This window comes from Micromonospora sp. NPDC001898 (assembly GCF_042891255.1).
GTDB lineage: Bacteria > Actinomycetota > Actinomycetes > Mycobacteriales > Micromonosporaceae > Micromonospora.
Map to the genome: position 1 here is coordinate 139,613 of NZ_JBIATC010000008.1, position 20,993 is coordinate 160,605.

At 73.9% G+C, this 20,993-nt stretch carries 24 protein-coding genes; 6 read left to right on the plus strand and 18 right to left on the minus strand.

What is annotated here, in order from left to right; all coding sequences use genetic code 11:
* Positions 1–16: 16 nt before the first annotated feature.
* The gene (locus ACFYZF_RS19310; protein WP_387022484.1) at positions 17–1,921 is read right to left on the minus strand and encodes a beta-propeller domain-containing protein; all 1,905 of its coding nucleotides are present in this window, start codon (positions 1,919–1,921) and stop codon (positions 17–19) included.
* Between the two features lie 76 nt (positions 1,922–1,997).
* Positions 1,998–2,453, minus strand: coding sequence for an Lrp/AsnC family transcriptional regulator (locus tag ACFYZF_RS19315; protein WP_387022487.1), 456 nt, complete (start codon positions 2,451–2,453; stop codon positions 1,998–2,000).
* A 59-nt stretch (positions 2,454–2,512) separates the two neighbouring features.
* Here ACFYZF_RS19315 and ddaH point away from each other — a divergent pair, with 59 nt between their 5' ends.
* Positions 2,513–3,346: a dimethylargininase gene (ddaH, locus tag ACFYZF_RS19320; protein ID WP_387022490.1), complete on the plus strand. Its 834-nt coding sequence runs from the start codon at positions 2,513–2,515 to the stop codon at positions 3,344–3,346.
* Between the two features lie 127 nt (positions 3,347–3,473).
* On the opposite strand, the gene ACFYZF_RS19325 is transcribed toward ddaH, so the two are convergent.
* Both ACFYZF_RS19325 and ACFYZF_RS19330 read right to left on the minus strand, forming a co-directional pair.
* A complete protein-coding gene (locus ACFYZF_RS19325) occupies positions 3,474–4,676 on the minus strand; it encodes an ABC transporter substrate-binding protein (RefSeq protein WP_387022493.1) in 1,203 nt (400 codons plus the stop codon).
* A 78-nt stretch (positions 4,677–4,754) separates the two neighbouring features.
* Complete coding sequence (locus tag ACFYZF_RS19330) at positions 4,755–5,552, minus strand: alpha/beta hydrolase family protein (protein WP_387022496.1); 798 nt, start codon at positions 5,550–5,552, stop codon at positions 4,755–4,757.
* A gap of 74 nt (positions 5,553–5,626) precedes the next feature.
* On the opposite strand from ACFYZF_RS19330, the gene ACFYZF_RS19335 reads away from it, so the two are divergent.
* Complete coding sequence (locus tag ACFYZF_RS19335; protein ID WP_387022498.1) at positions 5,627–6,238, plus strand: bacterial proteasome activator family protein; 612 nt, start codon at positions 5,627–5,629, stop codon at positions 6,236–6,238.
* A gap of 33 nt (positions 6,239–6,271) precedes the next feature.
* Here ACFYZF_RS19335 and ACFYZF_RS19340 read toward each other — a convergent pair whose 3' ends face one another.
* The 3 genes from ACFYZF_RS19340 to ACFYZF_RS19350 form a co-directional block, all read right to left on the minus strand.
* On the minus strand, positions 6,272–7,084 hold the full coding sequence (locus ACFYZF_RS19340) for an HAD family hydrolase (protein WP_387022501.1): 813 nt from the start codon (positions 7,082–7,084) through the stop codon (positions 6,272–6,274).
* Entirely contained in the window at positions 7,084–7,905 is an 822-nt protein-coding gene (locus tag ACFYZF_RS19345) for an HAD family hydrolase (protein WP_387022504.1), read from the minus strand. The genes ACFYZF_RS19340 and ACFYZF_RS19345 overlap by 1 nt, the downstream gene beginning before the upstream one ends.
* 234 nt (positions 7,906–8,139) lie before the next feature.
* Positions 8,140–8,910 (minus strand): hypothetical protein, encoded by a 771-nt coding sequence (locus ACFYZF_RS19350; protein WP_387022506.1) that lies wholly within the window; start codon positions 8,908–8,910, stop codon positions 8,140–8,142.
* A 148-nt stretch (positions 8,911–9,058) separates the two neighbouring features.
* Here ACFYZF_RS19350 and ACFYZF_RS19355 point away from each other — a divergent pair, with 148 nt between their 5' ends.
* The 3 genes from ACFYZF_RS19355 to ACFYZF_RS19365 all read left to right on the plus strand — a co-directional run bounded on the left by ACFYZF_RS19355 (position 9,059) and on the right by ACFYZF_RS19365 (position 10,816).
* Positions 9,059–9,490 (plus strand): OsmC family protein, encoded by a 432-nt coding sequence (locus ACFYZF_RS19355; RefSeq protein WP_387022509.1) that lies wholly within the window; start codon positions 9,059–9,061, stop codon positions 9,488–9,490.
* A gap of 127 nt (positions 9,491–9,617) precedes the next feature.
* Positions 9,618–9,965, plus strand: coding sequence for a metallopeptidase family protein (locus ACFYZF_RS19360; protein ID WP_387022785.1), 348 nt, complete (start codon positions 9,618–9,620; stop codon positions 9,963–9,965).
* 128 nt (positions 9,966–10,093) lie between these two features.
* On the plus strand, positions 10,094–10,816 hold the full coding sequence (locus ACFYZF_RS19365) for an AIM24 family protein (RefSeq protein WP_387022512.1): 723 nt from the start codon (positions 10,094–10,096) through the stop codon (positions 10,814–10,816).
* 38 nt (positions 10,817–10,854) lie between these two features.
* Here ACFYZF_RS19365 and pheA read toward each other — a convergent pair whose 3' ends face one another.
* From pheA to ACFYZF_RS19390, 5 genes are all read right to left on the minus strand, one after another.
* Positions 10,855–11,811 carry a prephenate dehydratase gene (gene pheA / locus ACFYZF_RS19370; RefSeq protein WP_387022514.1) on the minus strand — a complete coding sequence of 319 codons (957 nt, stop codon included), beginning with the start codon at positions 11,809–11,811 and terminating at the stop codon, positions 10,855–10,857.
* Positions 11,812–11,821: 10 nt separating this feature from the next.
* Positions 11,822–12,376: a hypothetical protein gene (locus tag ACFYZF_RS19375; protein WP_387022517.1), complete on the minus strand. Its 555-nt coding sequence runs from the start codon at positions 12,374–12,376 to the stop codon at positions 11,822–11,824.
* Between the two features lie 97 nt (positions 12,377–12,473).
* Positions 12,474–12,857 carry an ACT domain-containing protein gene (locus ACFYZF_RS19380; RefSeq protein WP_387022520.1) on the minus strand — a complete coding sequence of 128 codons (384 nt, stop codon included), beginning with the start codon at positions 12,855–12,857 and terminating at the stop codon, positions 12,474–12,476.
* Between the two features lie 93 nt (positions 12,858–12,950).
* Positions 12,951–13,409, minus strand: a complete 459-nt coding sequence (locus tag ACFYZF_RS19385; RefSeq protein WP_387022523.1) for a PAS domain-containing protein — start codon at positions 13,407–13,409, stop codon at positions 12,951–12,953.
* Positions 13,410–13,579: 170 nt separating this feature from the next.
* The gene (locus ACFYZF_RS19390; protein ID WP_387022525.1) at positions 13,580–14,320 is read right to left on the minus strand and encodes a hypothetical protein; all 741 of its coding nucleotides are present in this window, start codon (positions 14,318–14,320) and stop codon (positions 13,580–13,582) included.
* Between the two features lie 164 nt (positions 14,321–14,484).
* On the opposite strand from ACFYZF_RS19390, the gene ACFYZF_RS19395 reads away from it, so the two are divergent.
* Positions 14,485–15,693 (plus strand): arginine deiminase, encoded by a 1,209-nt coding sequence (locus ACFYZF_RS19395; protein ID WP_387022528.1) that lies wholly within the window; start codon positions 14,485–14,487, stop codon positions 15,691–15,693.
* 63 nt (positions 15,694–15,756) lie between these two features.
* On the opposite strand, the gene ACFYZF_RS19400 is transcribed toward ACFYZF_RS19395, so the two are convergent.
* From ACFYZF_RS19400 to ACFYZF_RS19425, 6 genes are all read right to left on the minus strand, one after another.
* Positions 15,757–16,641: a DUF5926 family protein gene (locus tag ACFYZF_RS19400; protein WP_387022530.1), complete on the minus strand. Its 885-nt coding sequence runs from the start codon at positions 16,639–16,641 to the stop codon at positions 15,757–15,759.
* A gap of 72 nt (positions 16,642–16,713) precedes the next feature.
* Positions 16,714–17,133: an ATP-binding protein gene (locus ACFYZF_RS19405; protein WP_387022787.1), complete on the minus strand. Its 420-nt coding sequence runs from the start codon at positions 17,131–17,133 to the stop codon at positions 16,714–16,716.
* Between the two features lie 29 nt (positions 17,134–17,162).
* A complete protein-coding gene (locus ACFYZF_RS19410; protein ID WP_387022533.1) occupies positions 17,163–18,659 on the minus strand; it encodes an ATP-binding protein in 1,497 nt (498 codons plus the stop codon).
* 95 nt (positions 18,660–18,754) lie between these two features.
* A complete protein-coding gene (locus ACFYZF_RS19415) occupies positions 18,755–19,543 on the minus strand; it encodes a glycerophosphodiester phosphodiesterase (protein ID WP_387022536.1) in 789 nt (262 codons plus the stop codon).
* Between the two features lie 11 nt (positions 19,544–19,554).
* On the minus strand, positions 19,555–19,890 hold the full coding sequence (locus tag ACFYZF_RS19420; protein WP_387022539.1) for a rhodanese-like domain-containing protein: 336 nt from the start codon (positions 19,888–19,890) through the stop codon (positions 19,555–19,557).
* 78 nt (positions 19,891–19,968) lie between these two features.
* A complete protein-coding gene (locus ACFYZF_RS19425; RefSeq protein WP_387022789.1) occupies positions 19,969–20,907 on the minus strand; it encodes an LCP family protein in 939 nt (312 codons plus the stop codon).
* Between the last annotated feature and the right edge of the window lie 86 nt (positions 20,908–20,993).

The following is a 20,993-nucleotide window of genomic DNA, read 5'->3' on the forward strand; positions in this document are numbered from 1 at the left end:
GCCGGCAACGGGCGGCTCAGGTCGCCGGCAGCCAGGCCAGCGTGGTGCCGCCGGACGGGTCGCTGGCCCGCAGGCCGGCGTCGGAGACGGTCCAGAGGACGCCGCCGACCAGCACTGACCGGGCAACGGGGGCCCGGCCCGGGTGGGCGATCGTGCCGGCCCGCGTGACGGTCCCACCGGTGGCCCTCAGCAGCAGTAGCGAGCCGTCGTGGACCGGGATCGCCACCAGGCCGGTCCGGGGGTCGTAGAGGAAGGCGTGCGGGTCGAACTCCGCCGTCGAGCCGGCCCTCGGCAGGTGGTACTGGGCCAGCCGGGTGGGCCGGGCCGGGTCGGCCACGTCGAACAGGGAGACCTGGAGGCCCTGCGCCCGCCCATCGGCGTCGGCCTCCTGACCCACCCCGATCAGCCGCCCCTCGCCGGCCGGGTGCAGGTACGCCGAGTACCCGGTGATCTTCAGCTCGCCGGTGACCCGGGGCGCCGCCGGGTCGGTCAGGTCGAGCGAGTAGAGCGGGTCGGTGCGTCGGAAGGTCACCACGTACCCGGTCGGGCCGAGGTAGCGCACCGAGTGGATCTGCTCGCCCCGGCCGAGCCCGCTGACCGTCCCGGTGCGGGCCAGGGCACCGTCCCGGCGGGTCAGCACGTACACGGCGGACTCGGTGGCCGGCCGGGCCCTGCGCCCCTCGCTGTTGCTGCTGGTGGTGGCCACCCGCAGGTGACCCTGCCACTCCGACAGGGCGTACTGGTTGATCAGGGTGCCCGGCACCGCGCCGCTGGCCAGGTAGCGGGGCCGGCCCGGGGCGCCGGTGTCGAACTGGTGGATCACGGTGGTCGCGTCGCCCGAGGACCCGGGCCGACCGGGCGGCCGGAGTTGGCCTGGCCGCTGTTGCTGGCCGGCGAGGTAGAGGCTCCCGGCGGTGCCGTAGACGGTGTCCGCGTCGCCGGCCACGCTGACCGGGTCCCCGTCGCCGAGCCGGCCCGTGGCCAGGTCGAAGCTGAGCACGGTGAGCACGGCGGTGCCGGTGCTGTCGGCCGTCGCGCTCAGCCGATCGCAGCCGACCTGGCCGGCATCGCTGCGGCCACCCTCGGTCCGGTCGTACGTCGGCAGCCAGGCGTCCAGGCCGGTGCGGGCGATCACCGCCCGGTTCGCTGCCAGCCGCTGCGCGTCGGTGGCGTCCTCGCCCAGTTCGGGGAAGACCAGCCGGGGCTGCGAGCGGACCACCACTCGGGCCGTCGGGCCGGTGAGCCGCGCGTCGAGCAGGCTCCCGTCGATCCGGTACGTCCCGGTCAGCGCGGGCCGCCCGGCCAGGTCCACCAGGAGCAGCCGGGGCCCCGTGGGCACGCCGGCCGGACGCCGGCCGTCCGACGGCTCGACGGCCGGGCGGACCGTCGCCGACCGCACGAGGACCAGCGCCCGGTCCCCGTGCAGCAGCAGGCTGTCCGGGGACCACCCGGAACGACCGCCGTCGCCGGTCAGGTCGAGCTGCCCGGTGGCCCGTCGGGTCGCCGCGTCCACCACCCGCAGCACGCCGCCGGTGACCGTGACGATCCGCCGGCCGTCGGTCTTCACCAGGTCCGGCTCGTCGGCGCCGGGCTCGTGGTTGTTGGTGCCGGAGTGTTCCGCCGCCGCACCGGTCGCCGCTCGCGCGCCGTCCGCCGTCTTGGGCTCCATCGCCGGCTCGGCGAGCGCGTCCGTCGTCATGCCCGTGCGCCAGTTGGGCTGGAGGCCCCACGGTCCGACCGAGGCGGAGGCTGCGGCGCGCAGCCGGGTCAGCGCCTCGGCGCAGGTGTCGAACGAGACCAGCCGGAGCAGGTTCGGCGGTGGCGGTTCCGGCTCGTGGCGTGGGAGGGCGGCGGCACTCCCGGCCAGCAGGGCGAGCGCGGCCAGCGTGCCGGCCGCGGCGGTCAGGCGTCCCCGTGTCATGCCCGCTTCGACGCCGCCTGTCCGGCTCCGGTTCCCAGTCCCGTCGCGGTCGGCCCGACGCCGGCTCGCGGGCCGCTCACGCGGAGGGCCCGACGCCGGGGGACTCGACCAGGCGGGACAGCACGATGGTGCTCCGGGTCGAGGTGACGAAGGACTCGGCGCGCAGCCGTTCCAGGGCATCCTCCAGGTGGGCGATGTCCGCGGCGCGCAGGTGCACCAGCGCGTCCGCCTCCCCGGAGACGGTGTACGCGCCGACCACCTCGGGGTGCCGGCGGACGGCCACGCCGATCTGGGCGGGAGTGGTCCGTCCGGCGCAGAACAGCTCGACGAACGCCTCCGTCGTCCACCCGACGGCGGCCGGGTCGACGACGGCCGTGAACCCCCGGATGACCCCGGTGGCGCGCATCCGGTCGACCCGGCGCTTGACGGCGGGGGCGGAGAGTGACACCCGGGTGCCGATGTCGGCATACGACGCGCGCGCGTCTGCCACGAGTAGCGCAATGATTCGCTGGTCTACGGCGTCTATCTGCAACGTTTCGCCTTCAGGAAGCAATGGTTGTGGCTGTTACCAAAGTTGTACGGTACCTACCCTTGGTCACCGTGAACCAGCAGCGAGTCTCGCGAAAGCGGACATACCTCATGTGCTCGCCCGAGCACTTCGCCGTCGAGTACGCGATCAACCCGTGGATGGACGTCACCACTCCTGTCGACGCGGAGCTGGCGGTCAAGCAGTGGGACCGCCTGCGGGGGATCCTGGTCGGCCTCGGTCACGAGGTCCACCTGCTCACTCCCGAGCCCGGGCTGCCCGACATGGTGTTCGCCGCCAACGGCGCATTCATGGTCGACAGGACGGTGTACGGCGCCCGGTACAAGCACGAGCAGCGGGCCGCCGAGGCCGCCCTGCACCGGGCGTTCTACGAGGCCCAGGGGTGGCGGTTCATCGCACCGGGCGAGACCAACGAGGGCGAGGGCGACTTCGTGTACCTGCCGGAGGCACACGGGGGCCTGATCCTCGCCGGCCACGGCTTCCGCACCGAGTTGCCCGCGCACGCCGAGGCGCAGGAGGCGCTCGGTCGACCGGTGGTGTCGCTGCTTCTGGTCGATCCGCGCTTCTACCACCTCGACGTGGCGCTGGCCTCGATCGACGACGGGAACATCGCCTACTACCCGGGCGCCTTCTCGGCGGCCAGCCAGCAGGTCCTCGCCCAGCTCTTCCCGGACGCGGTGCTCGCCGACGACGCTGACGCCCTGGCCTTCGGGCTGAACCTGGTCAGCGACGGCGCGAACGTCGTGCTCAACGGGGCCGCGACCCGGCTCGCCGGCAGGCTCAAGGCCGCCGGATACACGCCGGTGCCGGTCGAGCTGTCCGAGCTGAAGAAGGGTGGCGGCAGCGTCAAGTGCTGCGTCGCCGAACTGCGCCACTGACCACGGCGACGCTCGACGGCCGCACCACCGCACCGACGGGTGACGGGCCGGTCTCACCTGGGGGAGACCGGCCCGTCACACGTCCGCTGCCGCTCGACAGCTGCCGGGCGTCGGCGTCGCGGCCCGGTCAGCCGAGCGTGGCCAGCTCGCTGATCAGCACGTTGGACAGCAGCCGGCCGTCGCGTTGGACCTTGCGCAGGTACCACTTCTGCTGCGGGGTACGCGGCTGGTTGAACTGCCACGCCCCGCGCGGGCTGTCGATCTGGCCGATCTTGCCCATCGCCAGGTTGACCTGCTGCGAGGTCGGGTCCGGCCCGGCCAGCCGGATAGCCTTGTCCAGCACCTGGGCCGCGTCGTACGACGCCATGGCGTAGGTGGTGGGCGACGTGCCGTGGGTCTTGCGGTACGCCGAGGCGAAGGTGCGGTTCGCGGTGTTGTTGAGGTCGGCGGAGTAGTTCAGCGCGGTCACGATGTTGCGCGCCTCCACCTCCTGCACCTCGCTGAGCACCGTGCCCTCGGTCAGGAAGCCGGTGGCGTAGATCGGGCCGGTGTACCGCTGCCGGTGCAACTGCCTGATGAACTGCACCGCGGCCGGCCCGGCGAAGTGGCAGAAGATCGCGTCCGGCTTCCGGCTCAGCGCTTTGCGGATGTCGGTGGCGTAGGTGGTGCTCCCCGGGGTGGTGGTGGGGTCGGCCCAGATCACCGGGTCGGAGATCCTGGGGTCCGCCGCCCCGGCCGAGCTGAACTGGGCCTGGAGGCCCTGGATCACGTCCCGGGAGCCCAGGTTGTCGGGCGCGATGATGGAGATCCGGCTGCCGGCGGGAAGCCGCTGCGCCATGTACGGGCCGAGCGCCCGGCCCGGCTCGTCCAGCACGTACGAGGTACGCCAGATGTAGACGACGCTCTGCAGGCTCTTGGGGGAGGCGTTGGAGCCGACCAGCGGGACCCGGGCCTTCTCCACAGTGTCCCGGATGCCGACCATGACCGCCGAGTTGACCACCCCGGTCAGCGCCAGCGCGCCCTGCTTGAGCAGGTTGTCCACCGCCGCCTTGCCGGTCTTGGTGCTGTCGCCCTCGTCGGCGGTCAACAGGGTCACCGGATGGCCGCCGAGTTGCTGGTCGTGCAGGGTGAGGTAGAGCTGGAAGCCGTTGAGGACCTCGTCGCCGATGGCCTTGTAGCCGCCGGACTGTGGTGCGATGAGGCCGATCTTGACAGGGGCGCCGGTGGGGGCCGAGCCGTCCTCGTCCTCCGCGGCGCAGGCGGCGGTGAGGCCGGTGGTACCGAGAGCGGCCAACAGTTGGAGCGCCCGCCTACGGTTCATCTGGGACACCGAGTTCCTTCCGGGAGCTGAGCAGGGCCGATACCGCCCCCTCGGCGTTCTACCCCCTCCGCGACGCTGCGTCAATGATCAGTGATCAACCTGCAAGGAACGCAGCGCACGGGCCACTTCCGGCCAGGCGGGCGACTCCGGATCGATGATCCCGAAATGCTCGCATTCGGAAAGCTCGATCAAGCGGATCCGGCTTCCCGCCGTCCGCGCGGCGGCGACGTAGGACCGGCTCAGCGCCACCGGCACCTGCCGGTCCAGGACGCCGTGCACGACTACGGTCGGTGTCGACAGCGGTACCCGAGCCGCCGGGTCCGCGTCCGCGTACCGCTCGGGGTGCTCCGCCGGGCCGCCGCCGAGCAGCGCCGCCACCGCGCCCGAGTCCAGGTCCAGCCGGTACGCCTCGGCGAGGTCGGCCACCGGGGCCAGCGCCAGCACCCCGGCCACCGTGTCCGGGGCGGACGCGGCGGCGTACAGCGCGAGGTGGCCGCCGGCCGAGTGGCCGACCAGCAGCGGCGGACCGGGGCGCAGCCGATCGCCCAGCACCGGCCCGGCCAGCCCGGGCAGCGCCGCCACCCCGGCCAGCACGTCGGTCAGGGTGCCCGGCCAGCCACCCCCCGGCTGCCCGGTCCGCCGATACTCCAACTGGGCCACGGGGTGACCGAGCCCGGCCAGGGCCGCCGCCAGCGGGCCGGTGTGGGCCCGGTCGTACTCCGCCCGCCAGAAGCCGCCGTGCACCACCACGACCAGCGGCCGGGGCGGGCCGTCCCCTGCAGGACGGCGCAGGTCGGCGACCTGGTCCGGATGCCTGCCGTAGGCGACGGTGGCGTCCGGGGCGGGGGCGGGGCGGTCGAGCACGGCACGGGGGTCGGCGGGCATGCCGGCGACGGTAGCGCGGAAACCCACGGCCGGGATCGGTCCCGCCGAACCGGCCGCCCGTCGGCTGGGCGAAGATGGGAGGCATGACCGAAGCGCACTTCGCTGGACAGAACGACGAGCCGGATCACGAGGGCGTCGGGGACGCCGGCACGGTGGTGGTGGTCGGCCCGGACGGCCGGCCGGTCGGCACCGTGCAGACCGACGGGGCCGCCGGGGAGGACCCCACGCGCCTGGTGGAGCAGCCGGCCAAGGTGATGCGGATCGGCAGCATGATCAAGCAGTTGCTGGAGGAGGTCAAGTCCGCCCCCCTCGACGACGCGAGCCGGCACCGGATGCGGGAGATCCACGAGCGCTCGATCGTCGAGTTGAAGGAGGGCCTGGCCCCCGAGCTCCGCGAGGAGCTGGAGCGGATCTCGCTGCCCTTCGCCGAGGACAAGGCGCCCAGCGAGGGCGAGCTGCGGATCGCCCACGCCCAGCTCGTCGGCTGGCTGGAGGGGCTGTTCCACGGCATCCAGGCGGCCCTGGTGGCCCAGCAGATGGCCGCCCGGGTGCAGCTGGAGCAGATGCGCTCCGGCCGGCAGGCGCTGCCCAGCGGCCCGGCCGGACTGGTGCCGGGCATGCCGGGCATGCCCGGCGTGGGCCAGCCGCAGGGCGGCGAGGGGCACAGCACCGGCCAGTACCTCTGACCGTCGCACGCCGGGCCGTCCGCGGCCCGCGGCTCACCCCACCCCGAAGACCTTCTCCAGGTACGCGGCCACGCCGTCCTCCGAGTTCGCCGAGGTGACCTCGTCGGCGATCTCCAGGACGGCGGGGTGCGCGTTGGCGACCGCCACCCCCCGCCCCGCCCAGGTCAGCATCGGCACGTCGTTGGGCATGTCGCCGAAGGCCAGCACGTCCCGCTGTTCGATGCCCGCCCGGGCGCAGTGCCAGGCCAGGCCGGCGGCCTTGGTCACCCCGGCCGCCGATATCTCCACCAGCCCCGTGTACGACGAGTGGGTCGCCTCGGCCAGCCCGCGCAGCGCCCCGGCGACCACCTGGACGAACAGGTCCGGATCCTGCTCCCCGGCCCGGGCCAGCAGCTTCACCGCCGGCACCGAGCACAGCTCCTCGGGCGAGGTGATCGCCCGGATCGCCTCGGCGTCGGCGTCCCAGCGCAGGGGGTAGCCCGCCTCGTGCCGCATCTCCCGGCTGTCGACGATCTCCACGGCGAAGCTCACCCCGGGCACCTCGGCGCGCAGCCGGCGGGCCACCTCGGCGAGCAGTTCCGGGGCGAGCGGGTCGGCCCGCAGCACCTCGTCGGTCACCGGGTCGTACACCACGGCGCCGTTCGCGCAGATCGCCGGCAGCGGCTCGGCGAGCTGCTCGTACACCAGGGAGAGCCAGCGGAGCGGGCGACCGGTGACCAGCACGACCGGGATGCCCCGCGCGGACATCCGGGCCAGCGCGTCCCGGGTGCGTGGGCTGATCGTGCGGTCGTCGCCGAGCAGCGTGCCGTCGATGTCAGTGGCGACCAGCCGAGGTGTCTCTCCCATCAACGGGAGAGTAGTCGGTCCAGGTAGACCGCGACTCCGTCGTCGTCGTTGCGCAGGGTCACCTCGTCGGAGGCGGCCCGGACCGTCGGGTGGGCGTTGGAGACGGCCACCCGGCCCCATCCGGCCCACGCGAACATCGGCAGGTCGTTGGGCATGTCGCCGAAGACCAGCACCTCGGCCGGGTCCACCCCGAGCCGCTGCGCCACCACGGTCAGCCCGGACGCCTTGTCGACCCCGGGCGGGCAGATCTCGATGAAGCCGAGCCCGGCCTGGGTCAACGAGGCGACCTCCGCCGGGATGATCCGGCGGGCGGTCTCCAACAACGCGTCCACGTGGTGTCCGGCGGTGCGGGCGAACGCCTTGATCACGTCGCCGGAGAGACACTCGGCGCGGGTCCGGGCCTCGAACCGGTCCGGGTACGGCCAGCTCGGGTGGTAGTCGCCCCAGAGCGGGGCGTCGTGCTCGTCGGACGCCTCGACCATCACGGTGAGCGGGCCGACCACGTTCTCCAGGTCGGCGACCAGTCGGGCCAGCACCGCGCCGGAGAGCCGCTCGTCGCGCAGCACCAGCGGGCCGGCCGGGTCGCTTTGGTCGACCACCCGGCCCCCGCCGGCCATCACCAGGAAGTCGGCGGCGCGGATGTCGTTGCGGGTCAGCTCGGTCAGCCGGGGCCCCCGTCCGGTCGCGCAGACCACGGGGATGCCGGCGGCCCGCACCCGGTCGAGCACCTCGTGCGTGTACGCGGAGACGGTCTCGTCGCTGCGGACCAGAGTCCCGTCGAGGTCGGTGGCGACCAGCTTGGGCAGTCCCGGGCGGGTCATCGTTCCTCCTTCGCCCGCCGCCGTCGCACCGGTCCGTTCGTTCGGTCGTCGGTGCCTCGACCGGGAGTGACGGCGGGCAGCAACCGTACCTCGCCACGCAGGTCGCAGCGGGGCTTCCCGGTGAACCGGCCCGGCACCCCGATGGACGCCCGCCCGGTGTGCCCGCCCGCCGTCCGGCGGGGGCCGGGCGGGGCCGGCGTGCGGGTCACCGGGCCCCGGCGGCCGGGGCGGGTGTCAGGCGGGCGGTTCGGGGCGGGCGAACGGCTGCGTGCTCTGGACGGTGAGGTCCGCCGGCGCGGGCGGCAGGTCGGCGCCGCGGCCCGACCGGGGCGTGTCGCCCCGCGAGCCCCAGCGGCCCGGCTCCGGCTCGGGCTCCGGGTCCGCCGGCTCGGCCCCGTCGACCGGGGCGGCCTCCCGGCCGGGCGGGCCGGGGGCCGGCAGCCGACCGGCGAGGTGCAGCGCCGCGGCCAGCAGCGCACAGGCCGCGAAGGCCATCACCAGGCCCCGGCCGTACTCGACCCGGAATCCGTCCTCGGTTGAGTAGAAGAAGGTGCGTTGGCCGGAGTCGTCGAGCGAGAAAGCCGTGGCGACCAGGACGCCGAGCAGGGCCGCCGCCAGGGCGAGGCCGGCCACCCGCGCGTTGTGCCGCACGGCGGGTGTGCCCCGCAGGGCCAGGGCCACCGCTGCGGCCAGCGCGAGGAGCCCCATCAGGTAGCCCACCCCGAACCCGCCGATGTCGGACACTCCGCCCGGCACCCGCAACATGGTGTTGCCCGTGGGGCCACCGTTCGGCACGGTCAGCACCATCCACTCGCCGACCAGGGAGGCGAAGGCCGCCGCCACGCCGAGACCGGCCGGTAGCAGCGGCAGCCGCCGGTCCCGCCCCAGCCCGGCCAGCGGCCGGCCGACCCGCCGCGGAGGCGTGGGTTCGGGCCCGCCCCACTCCACGACGGCGGTGCCGTCGGACCGGGTGTCCTGCCGAGGGATGGGGAGATCCTGGGACATCGGCCACCTCTCCACCGCTCGCGGGCCTGAGCCGAATCATGACACAGCCGACACCGCACGGCCGGGAACCGGGGCCGCCCTCCCGGGGACCGGATCCGATCGGACGCAGTCGCTCGCCCGCCGCCCGGCTTTCGGTTAGCGTCGGTGCATGCCTATCCGTACCGCATCCGCACGCTGGCAGGGCGATCTCACCGAGGGTTCCGGCACGGTCCGCACCGGCAAGGGCGGGCTCCAGGGGAACTACTCCTTCAAGTCGCGCTTCGAGGAGGGCGAGGGGACCAACCCCGAGGAGCTGATCGGGGCCGCCCACTCCGCCTGCTTCTCGATGGCGTTCTCCAAGCAGCTCGCCGACGCCGGCGTCACCGGCACCTGGGTGGAGACCGCCGCCAAGGTGCACTTCGACAAGACCGACGCGGGGATGACCGTCACCCGGATCGACCTGGAGACGGTCGGCCAGGCGCCGGGCCTCGACGAGGTCCAGTTCACCAAGCTGGCCGAGACGGCCAAGGAGAACTGCCCCATCTCGCGCCTGCTCTCTCCTGGCGCCCAGATCAGCCTCACCGCCCGCCTGGCCTCCTGATCCCTCCGGCGCACCGCGCCCGCCCGTCGCGGAGGTCCCCGTCCGACCAGGATGGGGGCCTCCGCGTCCCGGGCCGGATCTTGGGCTCGGCGGGGCGTGGCGGCTCGGGAAGAATGGGGGCGTGGCGGTGGAGATGAGTCGGGAACGCTTCGAGGAACTGGTCGGCGACGCCCTCGACGAGGTGCCCGAGGAACTGCTCGGGCTGATGAGCAACGTGGTGATCCTGGTCGAGGACGACCCGCCCCCGGGCGAAGATGACCTGCTCGGCCTCTACGAGGGGCACGCGCTCACCGACCGGGGCTGGGACTACTCCGGGGTCCTGCCGGACCGGATCTTCATCTACCGCCGACCCATCCTGCGGATCTGCGACACCGAGGAGGACGTCGTCGACGAGGTGGCGGTGACCGTGGTGCACGAGATCGCCCACCATTTCGGCATCGACGACGACCGGCTGCACGACCTCGGCTGGGGCTGAGATCCACCCCGGCGCCCGCCCGCTGGCGAGGTCACCGGTCCGGTCCGGCAACCCCGCTCGGCCGATCCCGCCGGTTGCGCTGGTCCCCTACCCTCCGAGCAGAACACCCCGACTCAGGAGGCACTTCCATGCGCAGCGCGCTGTTCTCCGCAGAGAATCTGGAGAAGGAGTCCGCCCAGCCCGGCATGCGGCTGCAGAACTCCAAGATGTTGAAGATCGAGCTCAACGGCGAGGCGATGGCCCGGGTCGGGTCGATGGTCGCCTACCAGGGCCAGGTGCAGTTCCAGGCGCTCGGCTCCGGCGGCCTGGGCAAGTTCCTCAAGCAGAAGCTCACCGGCGAGGGCGTCCCGCTGATGAAGCTCAGCGGCCGGGGCGACGTCTTCCTCGCCGAGCTGGCCAAGGACGTGCACATCGTCGACCTGGAGCCGGGCGACGCGTTGTCCATCAACGGCTCCAGCGTGCTGGCCTTCGACTCCACCCTCCAGTACGACATCAAGATGGTCGGCGGCGCCGGGATGGCCTCCTCGTCCGGCCTGTTCAACTGCGTCTTCACCGGCCACGGCCGGATCGCGATCACCACGAAGGGCACCCCGGTGGTGCTCAACGTCGACGCGCCGACGTACGTCGACCCGCAGGCAGCCGTCTGCTGGTCGGCCAACCTCCAGACCGGCTACCACCGGGCCGAGCAGTTCGGCCTGGGCTCGCTGCTGGGCCGCACCACCGGCGAGGCGTTCACGATGAGCTTCGCCGGGCAGGGCTTCGTGGTGGTGCAGCCCTCCGAGGAGCCGCCGGTCGCCGGCAGCGGCGCCCAGGAGCAGCAGGGCGGCCTGCTCGGTGGCCTGCTGAGCTGACCGGGCCGGGGTGCCCGCCACAACCGGGCACCCCGGTCTCAGTTCAGCTCGCCGGCACGCAGCCGGGCCAGCCAGGCCGCCGCGTCGGCGTAGTCGGCGTCCGAGAGGCCGGCCGGCGCGGGGATCGGCCGCTCGCCCGCCCCGTCGGCCCAGCGGTGCCGGGGGTACGAGCCGAGGAAGCGCACGTCCGCGCAGACCCGGCGCAGCCCTCGCAGCGCCTCCCCGAGCCGGATGTCGGCCACATGGCCGGTGCAGTCGAGGAAGAAGACGTACCGGCCCAGCGCCTCGCCGGTCGGTCGGGACTCGATCCGGGTCAGGTTGACCCCGCGCACGGCCAGCTCCATCAGGACCGACAGCAGGGCGCCCACCCGGTCGTGGGCGATGTAGACGGCCAACGACGTCACGTCGTCCCCGGTGGGGGGCGGCGGCGGGCCGGGGCGGGACAGCAGGGCGAACCGGGTCACGGCGTCGGCGTGGTCGGCGATCTTGTCGGCCAGCACGGCCAGCCGGTGCCGGGCCGCCCCGATGGGGGCGCAGATCGCCGCGTCGTACCCGCCACCCGCCGCGCCGGCCGCGGCGGCCCCGTTGGAGAGCACGTCGACCACGACGGCGTCCGGCAGGTACGTGCGCAGCCAGCCACGGCACTGGGTGGACGCCTGCGGGTGGGCGGCCACCGACCGGATCGCCGCCAGGGACGTCCCCTGGCGGGCGCCGAGCACGAACTCGACCGGCAGGATCACCTCCCGAGTGATCACCAGGGGCTCGCCCTCGGCCAGCTCGTCCAGGGTCACCCCGACCGCGCCGCCGATCGAGTTCTCCAGCGGGACCAGGGCCGCGTCGGCGTCCCCCGCCCGGACGCCTTCCAGCGCCTCGCCGACGCTGCGGGCGGGCGTGCGGGTGCCGTGTTCGGCGGCGGGCACGGTGCGCAGCGCCTGCTCGGCGAAGGTGCCCTCGGGGCCGAGGTAGACGAAGCGGGTGGGTGGTGTTCCGGGCATGTCGCCCAGCCTACGCACCCGGTACGGCGTCGCAGGCGAGCGTCCGGATACCGGTCGGCCCGGCCACCCGTACCTCGATGGTGCAGACGTCGGTGCCGGCGGTGACCAGCTCCAGCGCGCCCGGCCGGCCCCGGGTGACCACCTGGAGCTCCTCGTGCCCGGTCACCCTGAGCACCGTGTACTGCCAGTCCCCGGCGCAGAGCGGGCCGATGCGCACCCGCACCCCGACGGCCCGGGGCAGCACGTCGGCCGAGCCCCGCAACAGTGTGATCACCCGATCCCCGGACGGGCCCTCGCGGCAGGCGGTGGCGACCAGGTCGGGGCCGGCGGTGGGCGAAGGGACGGCCGGCGACGGGGGGACCGGGACCGGTGGGACGGTCGCGGTGGCGGGCGTGGTCGGGCTGGCGGAGGCGCCGGCCGTGGCGGTCGGCGCCGGGGCCGGCCGGCGTAGCTCCGGCGGCGTGCCGCACCCCGTGGATGCGAGGGCGAGGGACACGACGGCGAGCAGCACGGCCGGGCGGGGCGGCCGGCGGGGTGCGGTACGGGACGGTGCGGTGGGCGGCACGAGCCGATCCTTGCATCGAAGAGCATCGTGACGGCCGGGTGGCCGTGCCCATCGTAGGAGCCGCAGGCGCGCAGGTGAAGAGCGGCGGCGCGGATCGTCAGCCGAGGAGGCGGTGGCCGGCCCGGCGCAACGTGGCGGTCGCCTCGTCCAGCCGCACGGCAGGGACCAGCACGTGGTCCGTGTCGTAGGTCGAGAACGCCACCACGTTGACCCGTGCCTCGGCCAGCGGGGCGACCAGCGCGGCCAGGGTGCCGGTCACCGGCTTGCCGAGGGGCCCGACGACCCGCAGGCACCGCCAGTCGGTCTCGGCCTCGGCCGGGGCGCGGGACGCGGGGCAGATCACCGAGACCCCGTCGGCGGACCAACTCACGCTGACCACCTCGCCGTCGCCCAGGTCGCCCCACAGGTCGGGCCGGACGGCGGAACCGGCGGTCAGCCGGCACACCGCGTACTCCCCCGGCAGCAGAGCGACATCGAGCATGAGGGCACCCTACGGCCTGGGCGCCGGTCCGACCCAGCGACGAAGGGTGCGGCGAGCGCCACATTCGTGCAGTTCAGGACGGCGATGGGCGGATCAGATCTCGGAGAAGAAGGTGAGCGACCCGGCCACCTCGCCGTGGGCCAGCACCGGCGTGGAGATGGCGTCCACCGTCGCGTCCGACCGCCCCGCCGTCGAAGCCTGGACCCGGAGCAGCCCTCGGGCGAGGCGCCCCGAGTGCAGGGCGAGCAGCGGCGGAATCTTGTCGGTGTCCTGCTCGGTCAGTTCGCCCCGGTTCGCGGTGAAGTCGAGCAGGCGCAGGCACCCGTCGAGCAGCGGGAGGCCGATCACGTCCTCGGGGCAGCACAGGCAGAGCAGTTCGCAGCCGGCCGAGGAGACCGCGACGACGCGGGTGTCGGCGTCGATCAGCAGGCAGGGCTCGGCGGCGTGGGACACGGTGGCGGACCACTGGCCGAAATTGTCGGACTCCTGCTCTGGCGGTGTCCGAGCGGCGGGCACGAACACTTCCGAGATCGAGAGTTCGACGTGGGCCACCGCGCCTCCTATTTACACCGACGGTCTGTCCACGCTGACCGGTTGTCGCGGGGACCGCCGACCGCGCTTCAGCCCCCAGGCCGCCGGTGATCGGGTCGCCCTGACCCGGCCGGCGACGGCGCGGCCGGTGCTCCGGGTGGTGACCGGACCGCGTGGCGTCGCCGGAGACGTTACCGGCGGTTGGCCGGCTTGTCAGCCGCCGTTCGGCCGTCGTCGTACCACCGGTAGTCGGCGGCGGGGCGGTACGTGCCGTTCATCCAGGTGCCGGGGTGCTGCGCGACCCGGGCCAGCTTGTCGGCGGTGGCGGGGCTGATCCGGTTGCCACCGGCAACGAGCAGGCGGTCCAGCTCGCGGTGGGTGGCCATCAGGCAGTCCTTCGGCAGGCCGTACACGCTGATGACGCCGGAACCGACGAAGGTCAGCACCGGCGTCACCGGGATCGGCAGCCCGACGGCCGCGGAGAGCGCCTTGCTCGCCCGCTTGGCGTCCCGGCGGGTCTCGGCCACATAGGCCGGGCGCTTGCCGTTGATCTGTACGACGTCCCCCGCCACCAGCACCCGGGCCCGGCCGTGGTCGGCGATGGTCACCGCGAACAGGCCGCTCGGGCCGATCGCGAGGAACCCGGCCCGTTCGTCCTGCCCCTGGTCGAGGAGAAGGTCTGAATTGTCCGAGCGGGGCCACTCGATGACGTGCCAGGCCGGCCCGAGGTGGTCGAGCCGGCCGAGGGCCCGCGCCCCGGCTGCCTCCAACCGGCGGGCACCTCGCTCGGCGCGCCGTCGACGAGCCCATTCCAGAGGGCTCGGACGGATAGGCTCGAGCGCCCCCGGCGCCTCGGCGCGGGGGTGCGGCACCGACACGGGCGGCAGTGCCCGCGAGGTGGGTGCGGCTCGGCGTGCGGGAAAGACAGTCATCGCGACCTCCGGCAAAAGGTCCCTCGAAGTTATGTCCTCACTACCCTACGTCGACATACCGGGTACCCGGCAAGTCGGAGCGCCGGAGTGAGTGTGGATGAATGCCATATTCATCCCCAGATGTTTTATCGGATGCCGCCAAACCCTGCCCTACCCTTGGCCGTGTGACCCACTACGTGGACAGCGAAGTCGGCCGCCTCGGCACGGTGCTGCTGCACCGACCCGGGCCGGAGCTGGCCCGACTCACCCCGCGCAACAACGACTCGCTCCTCTTCGACGCTATCCCATGGGTGGGAAGGGCGCAGGAGGAGCATGACGCCTTCGCCTCCGCCCTGCGCGAACGCGGGGTGGAGGTGCTCCACCTCGCCACCCTACTGGCCGAGACGCTGGCCGTCAGCGAGGCCCGCGCCGAACTGACCGAGCAGGTGCTCAGCTCGCCCCGGCTCGGCGACACCCTGCGCCGCCGGGTCGCCGACCACCTCGCCTACCTCGACCCGGCCGCCCTCTCCGACGTGCTCATCGCCGGGCTCGCCCACGAGGAGCTGCGGATCAGCCAGGAGCGGCCGGGCGGGCTGGTCTACGCCCTGATGGACCGGCACGAGTTCGTCATCGACCCGCTGCCCAACCTGTTGTTCACCCGGGACTCCTCACTGTGGATCGGGGACCGCGTCGGGGTGACCAGCCTGGCCATGCCGGCCCGTCGCCGGGAGACCACCCTCACCGACGCGATCTACCGGCACCATCCGCGCTTCGTCGGCACGGAGTTCGTCTACGAGCCAGGGCTGGAGCACCTGGAGGGCGGCGACGTGCTGCTGCTGGCCCCCGGGGTGTTGGCGGTCGGGGTGGGCGAGCGGACCACGCCCGCCGGGGCGGAACGGCTCGGCCGGCGGGTCTTCGCCGCCGGGCTGGCACACACCATCCTGGTCGTCCCGATCGCCCAGGAACGGGCCACCATGCACCTGGACACGATCTGCACGATGGTCGACGTCGACGCCGTGCTGATGTACGCGAACGTGGCGAGCACCCTGGCCGCGTACACGGTGGTGGCCGGGCCGGACGGCGAGCTGCAGGTGGACGGGCCCGCGCCGTTCCTGCGTGCCGCCGCCGACGCGATGGACCTCGACCAGCTCCGGGTCATCGACACCGGCCTCGACCCGGTCACCGCCGAGCGGGAACAGTGGGACGACGGCAACAACACCCTCGCGCTGGCCCCGCGGCTGTGCGTCGGCTACGAACGCAACACCGGCACCAACGCCCAGCTCGAACGGGCCGGCATCGAGGTCATCCCGATCGCCGGCTCCGAGCTGGGCTCCGGCCGGGGCGGCCCGAGGTGCATGTCCTGCCCCCTGGTCCGCGAACCCCTGAACCGGTAGGGCAGGGGCCCCTGCCCACGCCAGGCGTCGACAGGGGCCCTTCCGACGCCCGGTGTGGGCGACTCAGCGGAGGGTGAGCTGACGGCCGAGCAGGCCGTGCCGGGCCCGCCGGCCCGCCGCGTCCAGCGGCTCGCCGGTTGCCAGGGCCTCGGCGTAACGCTTGGCGAACTCGGTCACCGGCTCCTCCCACTCGACGGCCGGGACGTCCTCGGGCAGGTCCCAGACGGGCACGAGGCGGCCGTGAGCGCGGAGCATGCCGGCGAACTTCGTGTTCCCGGCGAGGGGCAGCGTGCCCGCAGCGCTCAGCCGGGCCAGCGCGTCCAGGGCGGCGTCCTCGTCGTCCGGGAGCACCCAACGCACGTGCGCCTTCTCCGGCACCTGGCACCAGTACGCGGCCCGCGCCGCGGCGAGCCGCACGGTCGGGTAGATCGCCGTGTTGGCCCGCTCCAGCGAGGCCTGGACGGTCGGGTCGCTGGCGGCCCCCGGGTCGAGCCAGAACTCGAAGCCCTCGTGCATGGTGATGTCCAGCGGCCCGTCGACCAGGATGTCCTGGAGCCGGGGGCCGAGGCCCGGCAGCGGCGGCACCGTGACCGGCTTGCCGGGCTCGCCGCGCAGCGCGCAGAGCAGCGCCTCGGCCAGGTCCCGGGAGACGTCGCCGGACTGCTGGTGGCGCTGGAGACCGACGAAGACCCGGCCGTCGGCCTTCGTCATCGCCGGAGCCGCCATGGGCAGCACGGTGGCCAGGGTGACGGTTCGGTCGCCGTGCTCCTCGACCAGTTCGGGGACGAGCCGCAGGGGCGCGGACGCGGCCGGAACCAGCTCGCGCAGCGCGATCCACTCCGGCTCGTCAATCAGCCCTTCGAACGGTCGGGGGACGAAGACGTCCCGTACCTTTTCCCGCTTGGGGGTGGCTTCGGCGGCCCGCTGGCTCTTTCGACGCTTGCTCACGGCGAATCAGCCTAGAGGCCGCACCGGAGGCGGCGGACCCGACCCGACCCGCCCCGCTCGGCGGGACGGGGATCAGCCGGCGGCGACGAGGCCCGGGCTGGGGGTGCCGGCGGGGTCGAACCGGGCCCAGACGCTCTGCCCGAGGCCGTCCCGGTCGACGCCCCAGCTGCTGGCCAGGCCGGAGATGATGTGCAGGCCCCGGCCGTCCACGGCGTCCTGGCTGGCGGCCCGCATCCGGGGCCCGGTGCCCGCCCCGCCGTCGGTGACCCGGAGCTGGACGAGGTGCCCGTCGCCGGGGGCCGGGCTCAGCCGCCAGGCCACCCGGACCACCCCGCCGGGGAGCGGTTCCGCATGTCGGATCGCGTTGCTGACCAGCTCGGCCAGGACGGCCACCAGGTCTGCCAGCAGCACTGCGGGGACGAGGCCGGCCAGCTCGTCGGCGAACCGGTGCCGGGCCAGGCGCGCGCCGGTGGGATGGTGCGGCACCACCACGCACCACGACCGCTGGACCGGCCCTGAGGTCACCGCGCTCCTTCACGCCTTTCGGGCGGCGGCCCGGCCGCGCTCACGCGCGGCAGCCGCACCTCTGCGACCGTACCGCCACCTGCCCTCGGCCGGAGGGATACCCATCCATTCTGTTGCTCGACGATCCGGCGGACGAGGTACAGGCCGAGCCCGGCGCCCGGGTAGCCCCGACGGTCGCCGGACTCGCCCTGCCAGAACCGGTCGAAGGCCCGCTCCACATGCTCCGGCCGGATGCCGATGCCCCGGTCGCTGACCCGGAACGACACGGTCTGGTCGTTGCCGGTGGCGGCGATCTCGATCGGGGAGTCGGGCGGGGAGTACTTGTCGGCGTTGGTGCACAGCTCGGTCAGCACCGTGGTCAGGCTCAGCCGCTCGCCGACCGCCCTCGGCAGGCCGGCCGGCACGTCCAGAACGATCCGGCGGCGCAGGTCGGCGGGCAGGTCCGCCACCGCCGACGGGAGCGCGTCGCCGAGGTCGAACGGGGCCAGCGACTCGCCGGGGCGTCCCTCGGTGGCGGAGGTGAGCAGCCGGTCGACCAGCCGGGCCAGTTCGTTGGCCCGCTGCCCGATGACCCGGGCGGCGTGCCGCCGGTCGACGTCGGTCAGCGAGTCCCAGTGGTCGGTGAGGGTGTCCGCGTACCCCTTGATGACGGTGACCGGGGTGCGCAGCTCGTGGCTGGTGACCGCGACGAAGAGGTCCCGGTCCTGGTCGCGTAGCTGCTGGTCGGTGATGTCCCGGAAGGTGACCACCCACAGCGCGCCCGGGCCGGGCAGCTCCCCCGAGGTGATCTTCAGCCAGCGGCCGTCCGGCAGCCGGTGGTCGAGGACCTGACCGGACGGGGGGAGCGGGAACGGCAGCGGACGGTTCAGCGCCTCGGCGGCCGAGAGGCCGGTCACCTCGGCGGCGGCCGGGTTCCACAGCCGGACGTGGCCGCTTCGGTCGACCACGGCCAGCCCGTCGGCCAGCGCCGCCACCACCGGGCCGTCTCCGTGCACCGGCAGGCCGGTCTGGTCGCCGTACATGTGGGCGATGCAGGCGGCGATGTACGCCATCACCTCGTGCTGCCCGGCGGCCGTCGACTCGTCGTGGTCGAGGTAGAAGGCGTGCAGGGTGCCGACGGTGAGCCCGCCGATCTCGGCCCGCGCGACCACCATCCGACGCAGCCCCCGGTCGACAAGCTCCTCGCCGACCGGGCCGGGGATCCGGTCCACCCGGATGTCGCGGACGCGGGTGCCGGAGAGCAGGCAGACGGTGGCGGGGTCGGTGGGCGACACCGGGCGGCCGACGGCCCACTCGGCGCCCTCGGTCGCGGCGATCACCCGGCCGCCCTTGGGCGCGAACTCCACGAACGCTGTGCTGGCCGCCCCGACGGCCGGCCGCACCAACTGGAGCAGCCGGTTCAGGACCGGCAGTCCGGCCTCCCCAGAGTTGATCATTTCGATCACCCTGCCATGGCCGGCGATGAGAGTGGCGAGGTCGGTGCGCTCCGGCATGTCCCGAGTGTGCCGCGCCGACCCTTCCATCGACACCCCTGGCTGTTCAGGGGTCCGCGCGCCGCTGAGCCAGCGGGTCATCCCGCCCCGGGGACTCATCGGCCCAGCCGGGCCAGCGCGTGGGCCGGCCGGTCGGTGATGATCCCGTCGACTCCGGCGTCGAGCACCAGTTCCAGGTCGGCGGGCTCGTTGACCGTCCAGACGTACACCTGGTTGCCGGCGGCCCGCAGCGCGGTCAACAGCCGAGGGCGGGACCGCACCAGCCCGATCCCCGGCCCGGCGATCCGGGTGCCGGCCGGCATCCGGCCGGGTGGCAGCCAGCGCGGCAGCACGTCCAGCAGCAGCACGGTGGGCAGGCCGGGGGCCAGATCGTGGACGCGGCGTACGGCGAGCGGGGAGAAGGACATCACGGTGACCCGGACCGGGCTGTCCGCCCCGGGCTCGGCCAGGCCGTACCGGCGCAGCAGGGCCACGAGGCGGCGCTCGACGTCCCGGCCGTACCGGGAGGGATGTTTCGTCTCGATCAGCAGCCGGACCGGCCGGCCGGCGTCCAGCACGGCGTCCAGCAGCCGTTCCAGGGTGAGCAGCCGGGTGTGCGACCCGTCGGGCGGCTCGTCGCCGTCCGACGGGGCGCAGCCCGGGTGCCAGGAGCCGAAGTCCAGCGCCTCCAACTCGGCGAGCGTGCGGGCGCTGACCAGGCCGGTGCCGTTGCTGGTCCGGTCCAGCCGTCGGTCGTGCACGCAGACCAGGTGGCCGTCCCGGGTCAGCCGGACGTCGCACTCCAGCCCGTCGGCGCCCTCGTCGAGGGCCCGCAGATACGCGGCGAGGGTGTGCTCCGGCAGGTCGGCCGAGGAGCCACGGTGGGCGAAGACGAGGGGATCCATGCCCGTCGCTCTCAGATGACCTGGCCCGGCCGCCCGTCCGTATCGACCACGGGTCGCCCGACGGCGGCCCACTGACGCATCCCGCCGTCGGCGTTGCGCACCTGGTCCCAGCCGTTGTCCATCAGGTAGGCCACCACCTGCGCCGATCGGCCGCCGGAGCGGCAGATCACCGCCACCTCGCGATCGGTCGGGACCTCGGCCATGCGGGCCTGTAGCTCCGTCATCGGCAGGTGGTGGGCGTCGGGCGCGTGCCCGGCTGTCCACTCGTCGTCCTCGCGTACGTCGAGCAGGTAGGTGTCGTCGGCGATCTCGGTCACGGGCACGGTGGGAACCTGGGGTCCGAACACGGTCACCAAGCCTAGATCCTCGCCGGACCGAACCGGCGGGCGACGTGCGGAAGAGATGCGACCGGGCCTGTGCCGCGGTCAGAGCCGGGTGATCCACCGGGGGTTGGCCTGGGCCCAGTCGGGCATCCGCTCGCCGCGGGCGGCGTCGAACAGGCCGTTCCCCCCGCCGTCGAGCACCACGTAGGAGACCTCGTCGATGATCTCCGGGTGGGAGGGGACCTGCACGCCGGTCAGCGCTTCCGGGGGCAGGTCCCGCAGGGCGAGCGCCAACTCCTCCAGGGGCACCCCGTTGGTGTCGACGGTCAGCGACGCGCCGACCGCCCGGATCAGCCGGTCCAGCCGCACCGGGTCGCGTCGCAGGTTCGTCTCGCCGGCCCGGTCCAGCATCGCCCGCAGGAGTTGCTGCTGGTGGCGCTGCCGGTCGTAGTCGCCGCCGGGCAGGTCGTACCGCTGGCGGACGTAGTCCAGCGCCCGGGCGCCGTCCATCTGCTGGCAGCCGACGGGGAACAGGGTCCGGGTGTGGATCGAGCGGACCTCGGTGTCGACGCACATCCGGATCCCGCCGAGCAGGTCGATGACCTGCCGCAGCCCGGCGAAGTCGATCAGCGCGGCCCCGTCGAAGCGCAGGCCGGTGAGCCGGGCGAGGGTGGCCGAGAGCAGCCGGACCCCGGCCTCGCCGCCGCCGCCGTGCTCGTACGCGGCGTTGATCTTGTCGCTGCCGCCGCCCCAGCCGTTCGGCGCGGGCGGGATGGCCACCCGCAGGTCGCGCGGAATGGAGATCAGGTACGCCCGTTTCGTGCCGGCCGGCACGTGCACCACGAGGACGGTGTCCGACCGCTGGTCGTCCCCGGTGGCGCCGGGCCGCCGGTCCGAGCCGACCAGTAGGTAGTTCAGCGCGTCGTCGAGGTCGGTCCGGTCCCGCCGGGCATCCGGGTCGAGCAGTTGCTCCCGGGTCACCGTGCGCTCGTACCGGTGGCTCAGGATCTTGAGCCCGGCCACCGCGGCGGCGGCCAGCAGGGTGAGGGCCAGGCCGGCCCCGAGGAGCACCCGGCTCCACCGGGGTACGCGCCGACGGGCCGGCTCGCGCCGCCCCCGCCCGGCTT

Coding starts and splice junctions, on each gene's coding strand:
- ACFYZF_RS19310 (WP_387022484.1), bottom strand. CDS start 1,921: ATGACACGGGGACGCCTGACCGCCGCGGCCGGCACGCTGGCCGCGCTC.
- ACFYZF_RS19330 (WP_387022496.1), bottom strand. CDS start 5,552: ATGCCCGCCGACCCCCGTGCCGTGCTCGACCGCCCCGCCCCCGCCCCG.
- ACFYZF_RS19335 (WP_387022498.1), top strand. CDS start 5,627: ATGGGAGGCATGACCGAAGCGCACTTCGCTGGACAGAACGACGAGCCG.
- ACFYZF_RS19340 (WP_387022501.1), bottom strand. CDS start 7,084: ATGGGAGAGACACCTCGGCTGGTCGCCACTGACATCGACGGCACGCTG.
- ACFYZF_RS19345 (WP_387022504.1), bottom strand. CDS start 7,905: ATGACCCGCCCGGGACTGCCCAAGCTGGTCGCCACCGACCTCGACGGG.
- ACFYZF_RS19350 (WP_387022506.1), bottom strand. CDS start 8,910: ATGTCCCAGGATCTCCCCATCCCTCGGCAGGACACCCGGTCCGACGGC.
- ACFYZF_RS19355 (WP_387022509.1), top strand. CDS start 9,059: ATGCCTATCCGTACCGCATCCGCACGCTGGCAGGGCGATCTCACCGAG.
- ACFYZF_RS19365 (WP_387022512.1), top strand. CDS start 10,094: ATGCGCAGCGCGCTGTTCTCCGCAGAGAATCTGGAGAAGGAGTCCGCC.
- pheA (WP_387022514.1), bottom strand. CDS start 11,811: ATGCCCGGAACACCACCCACCCGCTTCGTCTACCTCGGCCCCGAGGGC.
- ACFYZF_RS19380 (WP_387022520.1), bottom strand. CDS start 12,857: ATGCTCGATGTCGCTCTGCTGCCGGGGGAGTACGCGGTGTGCCGGCTG.
- ACFYZF_RS19390 (WP_387022525.1), bottom strand. CDS start 14,320: ATGACTGTCTTTCCCGCACGCCGAGCCGCACCCACCTCGCGGGCACTG.
- ACFYZF_RS19410 (WP_387022533.1), bottom strand. CDS start 18,659: ATGCCGGAGCGCACCGACCTCGCCACTCTCATCGCCGGCCATGGCAGG.
- ACFYZF_RS19415 (WP_387022536.1), bottom strand. CDS start 19,543: ATGGATCCCCTCGTCTTCGCCCACCGTGGCTCCTCGGCCGACCTGCCG.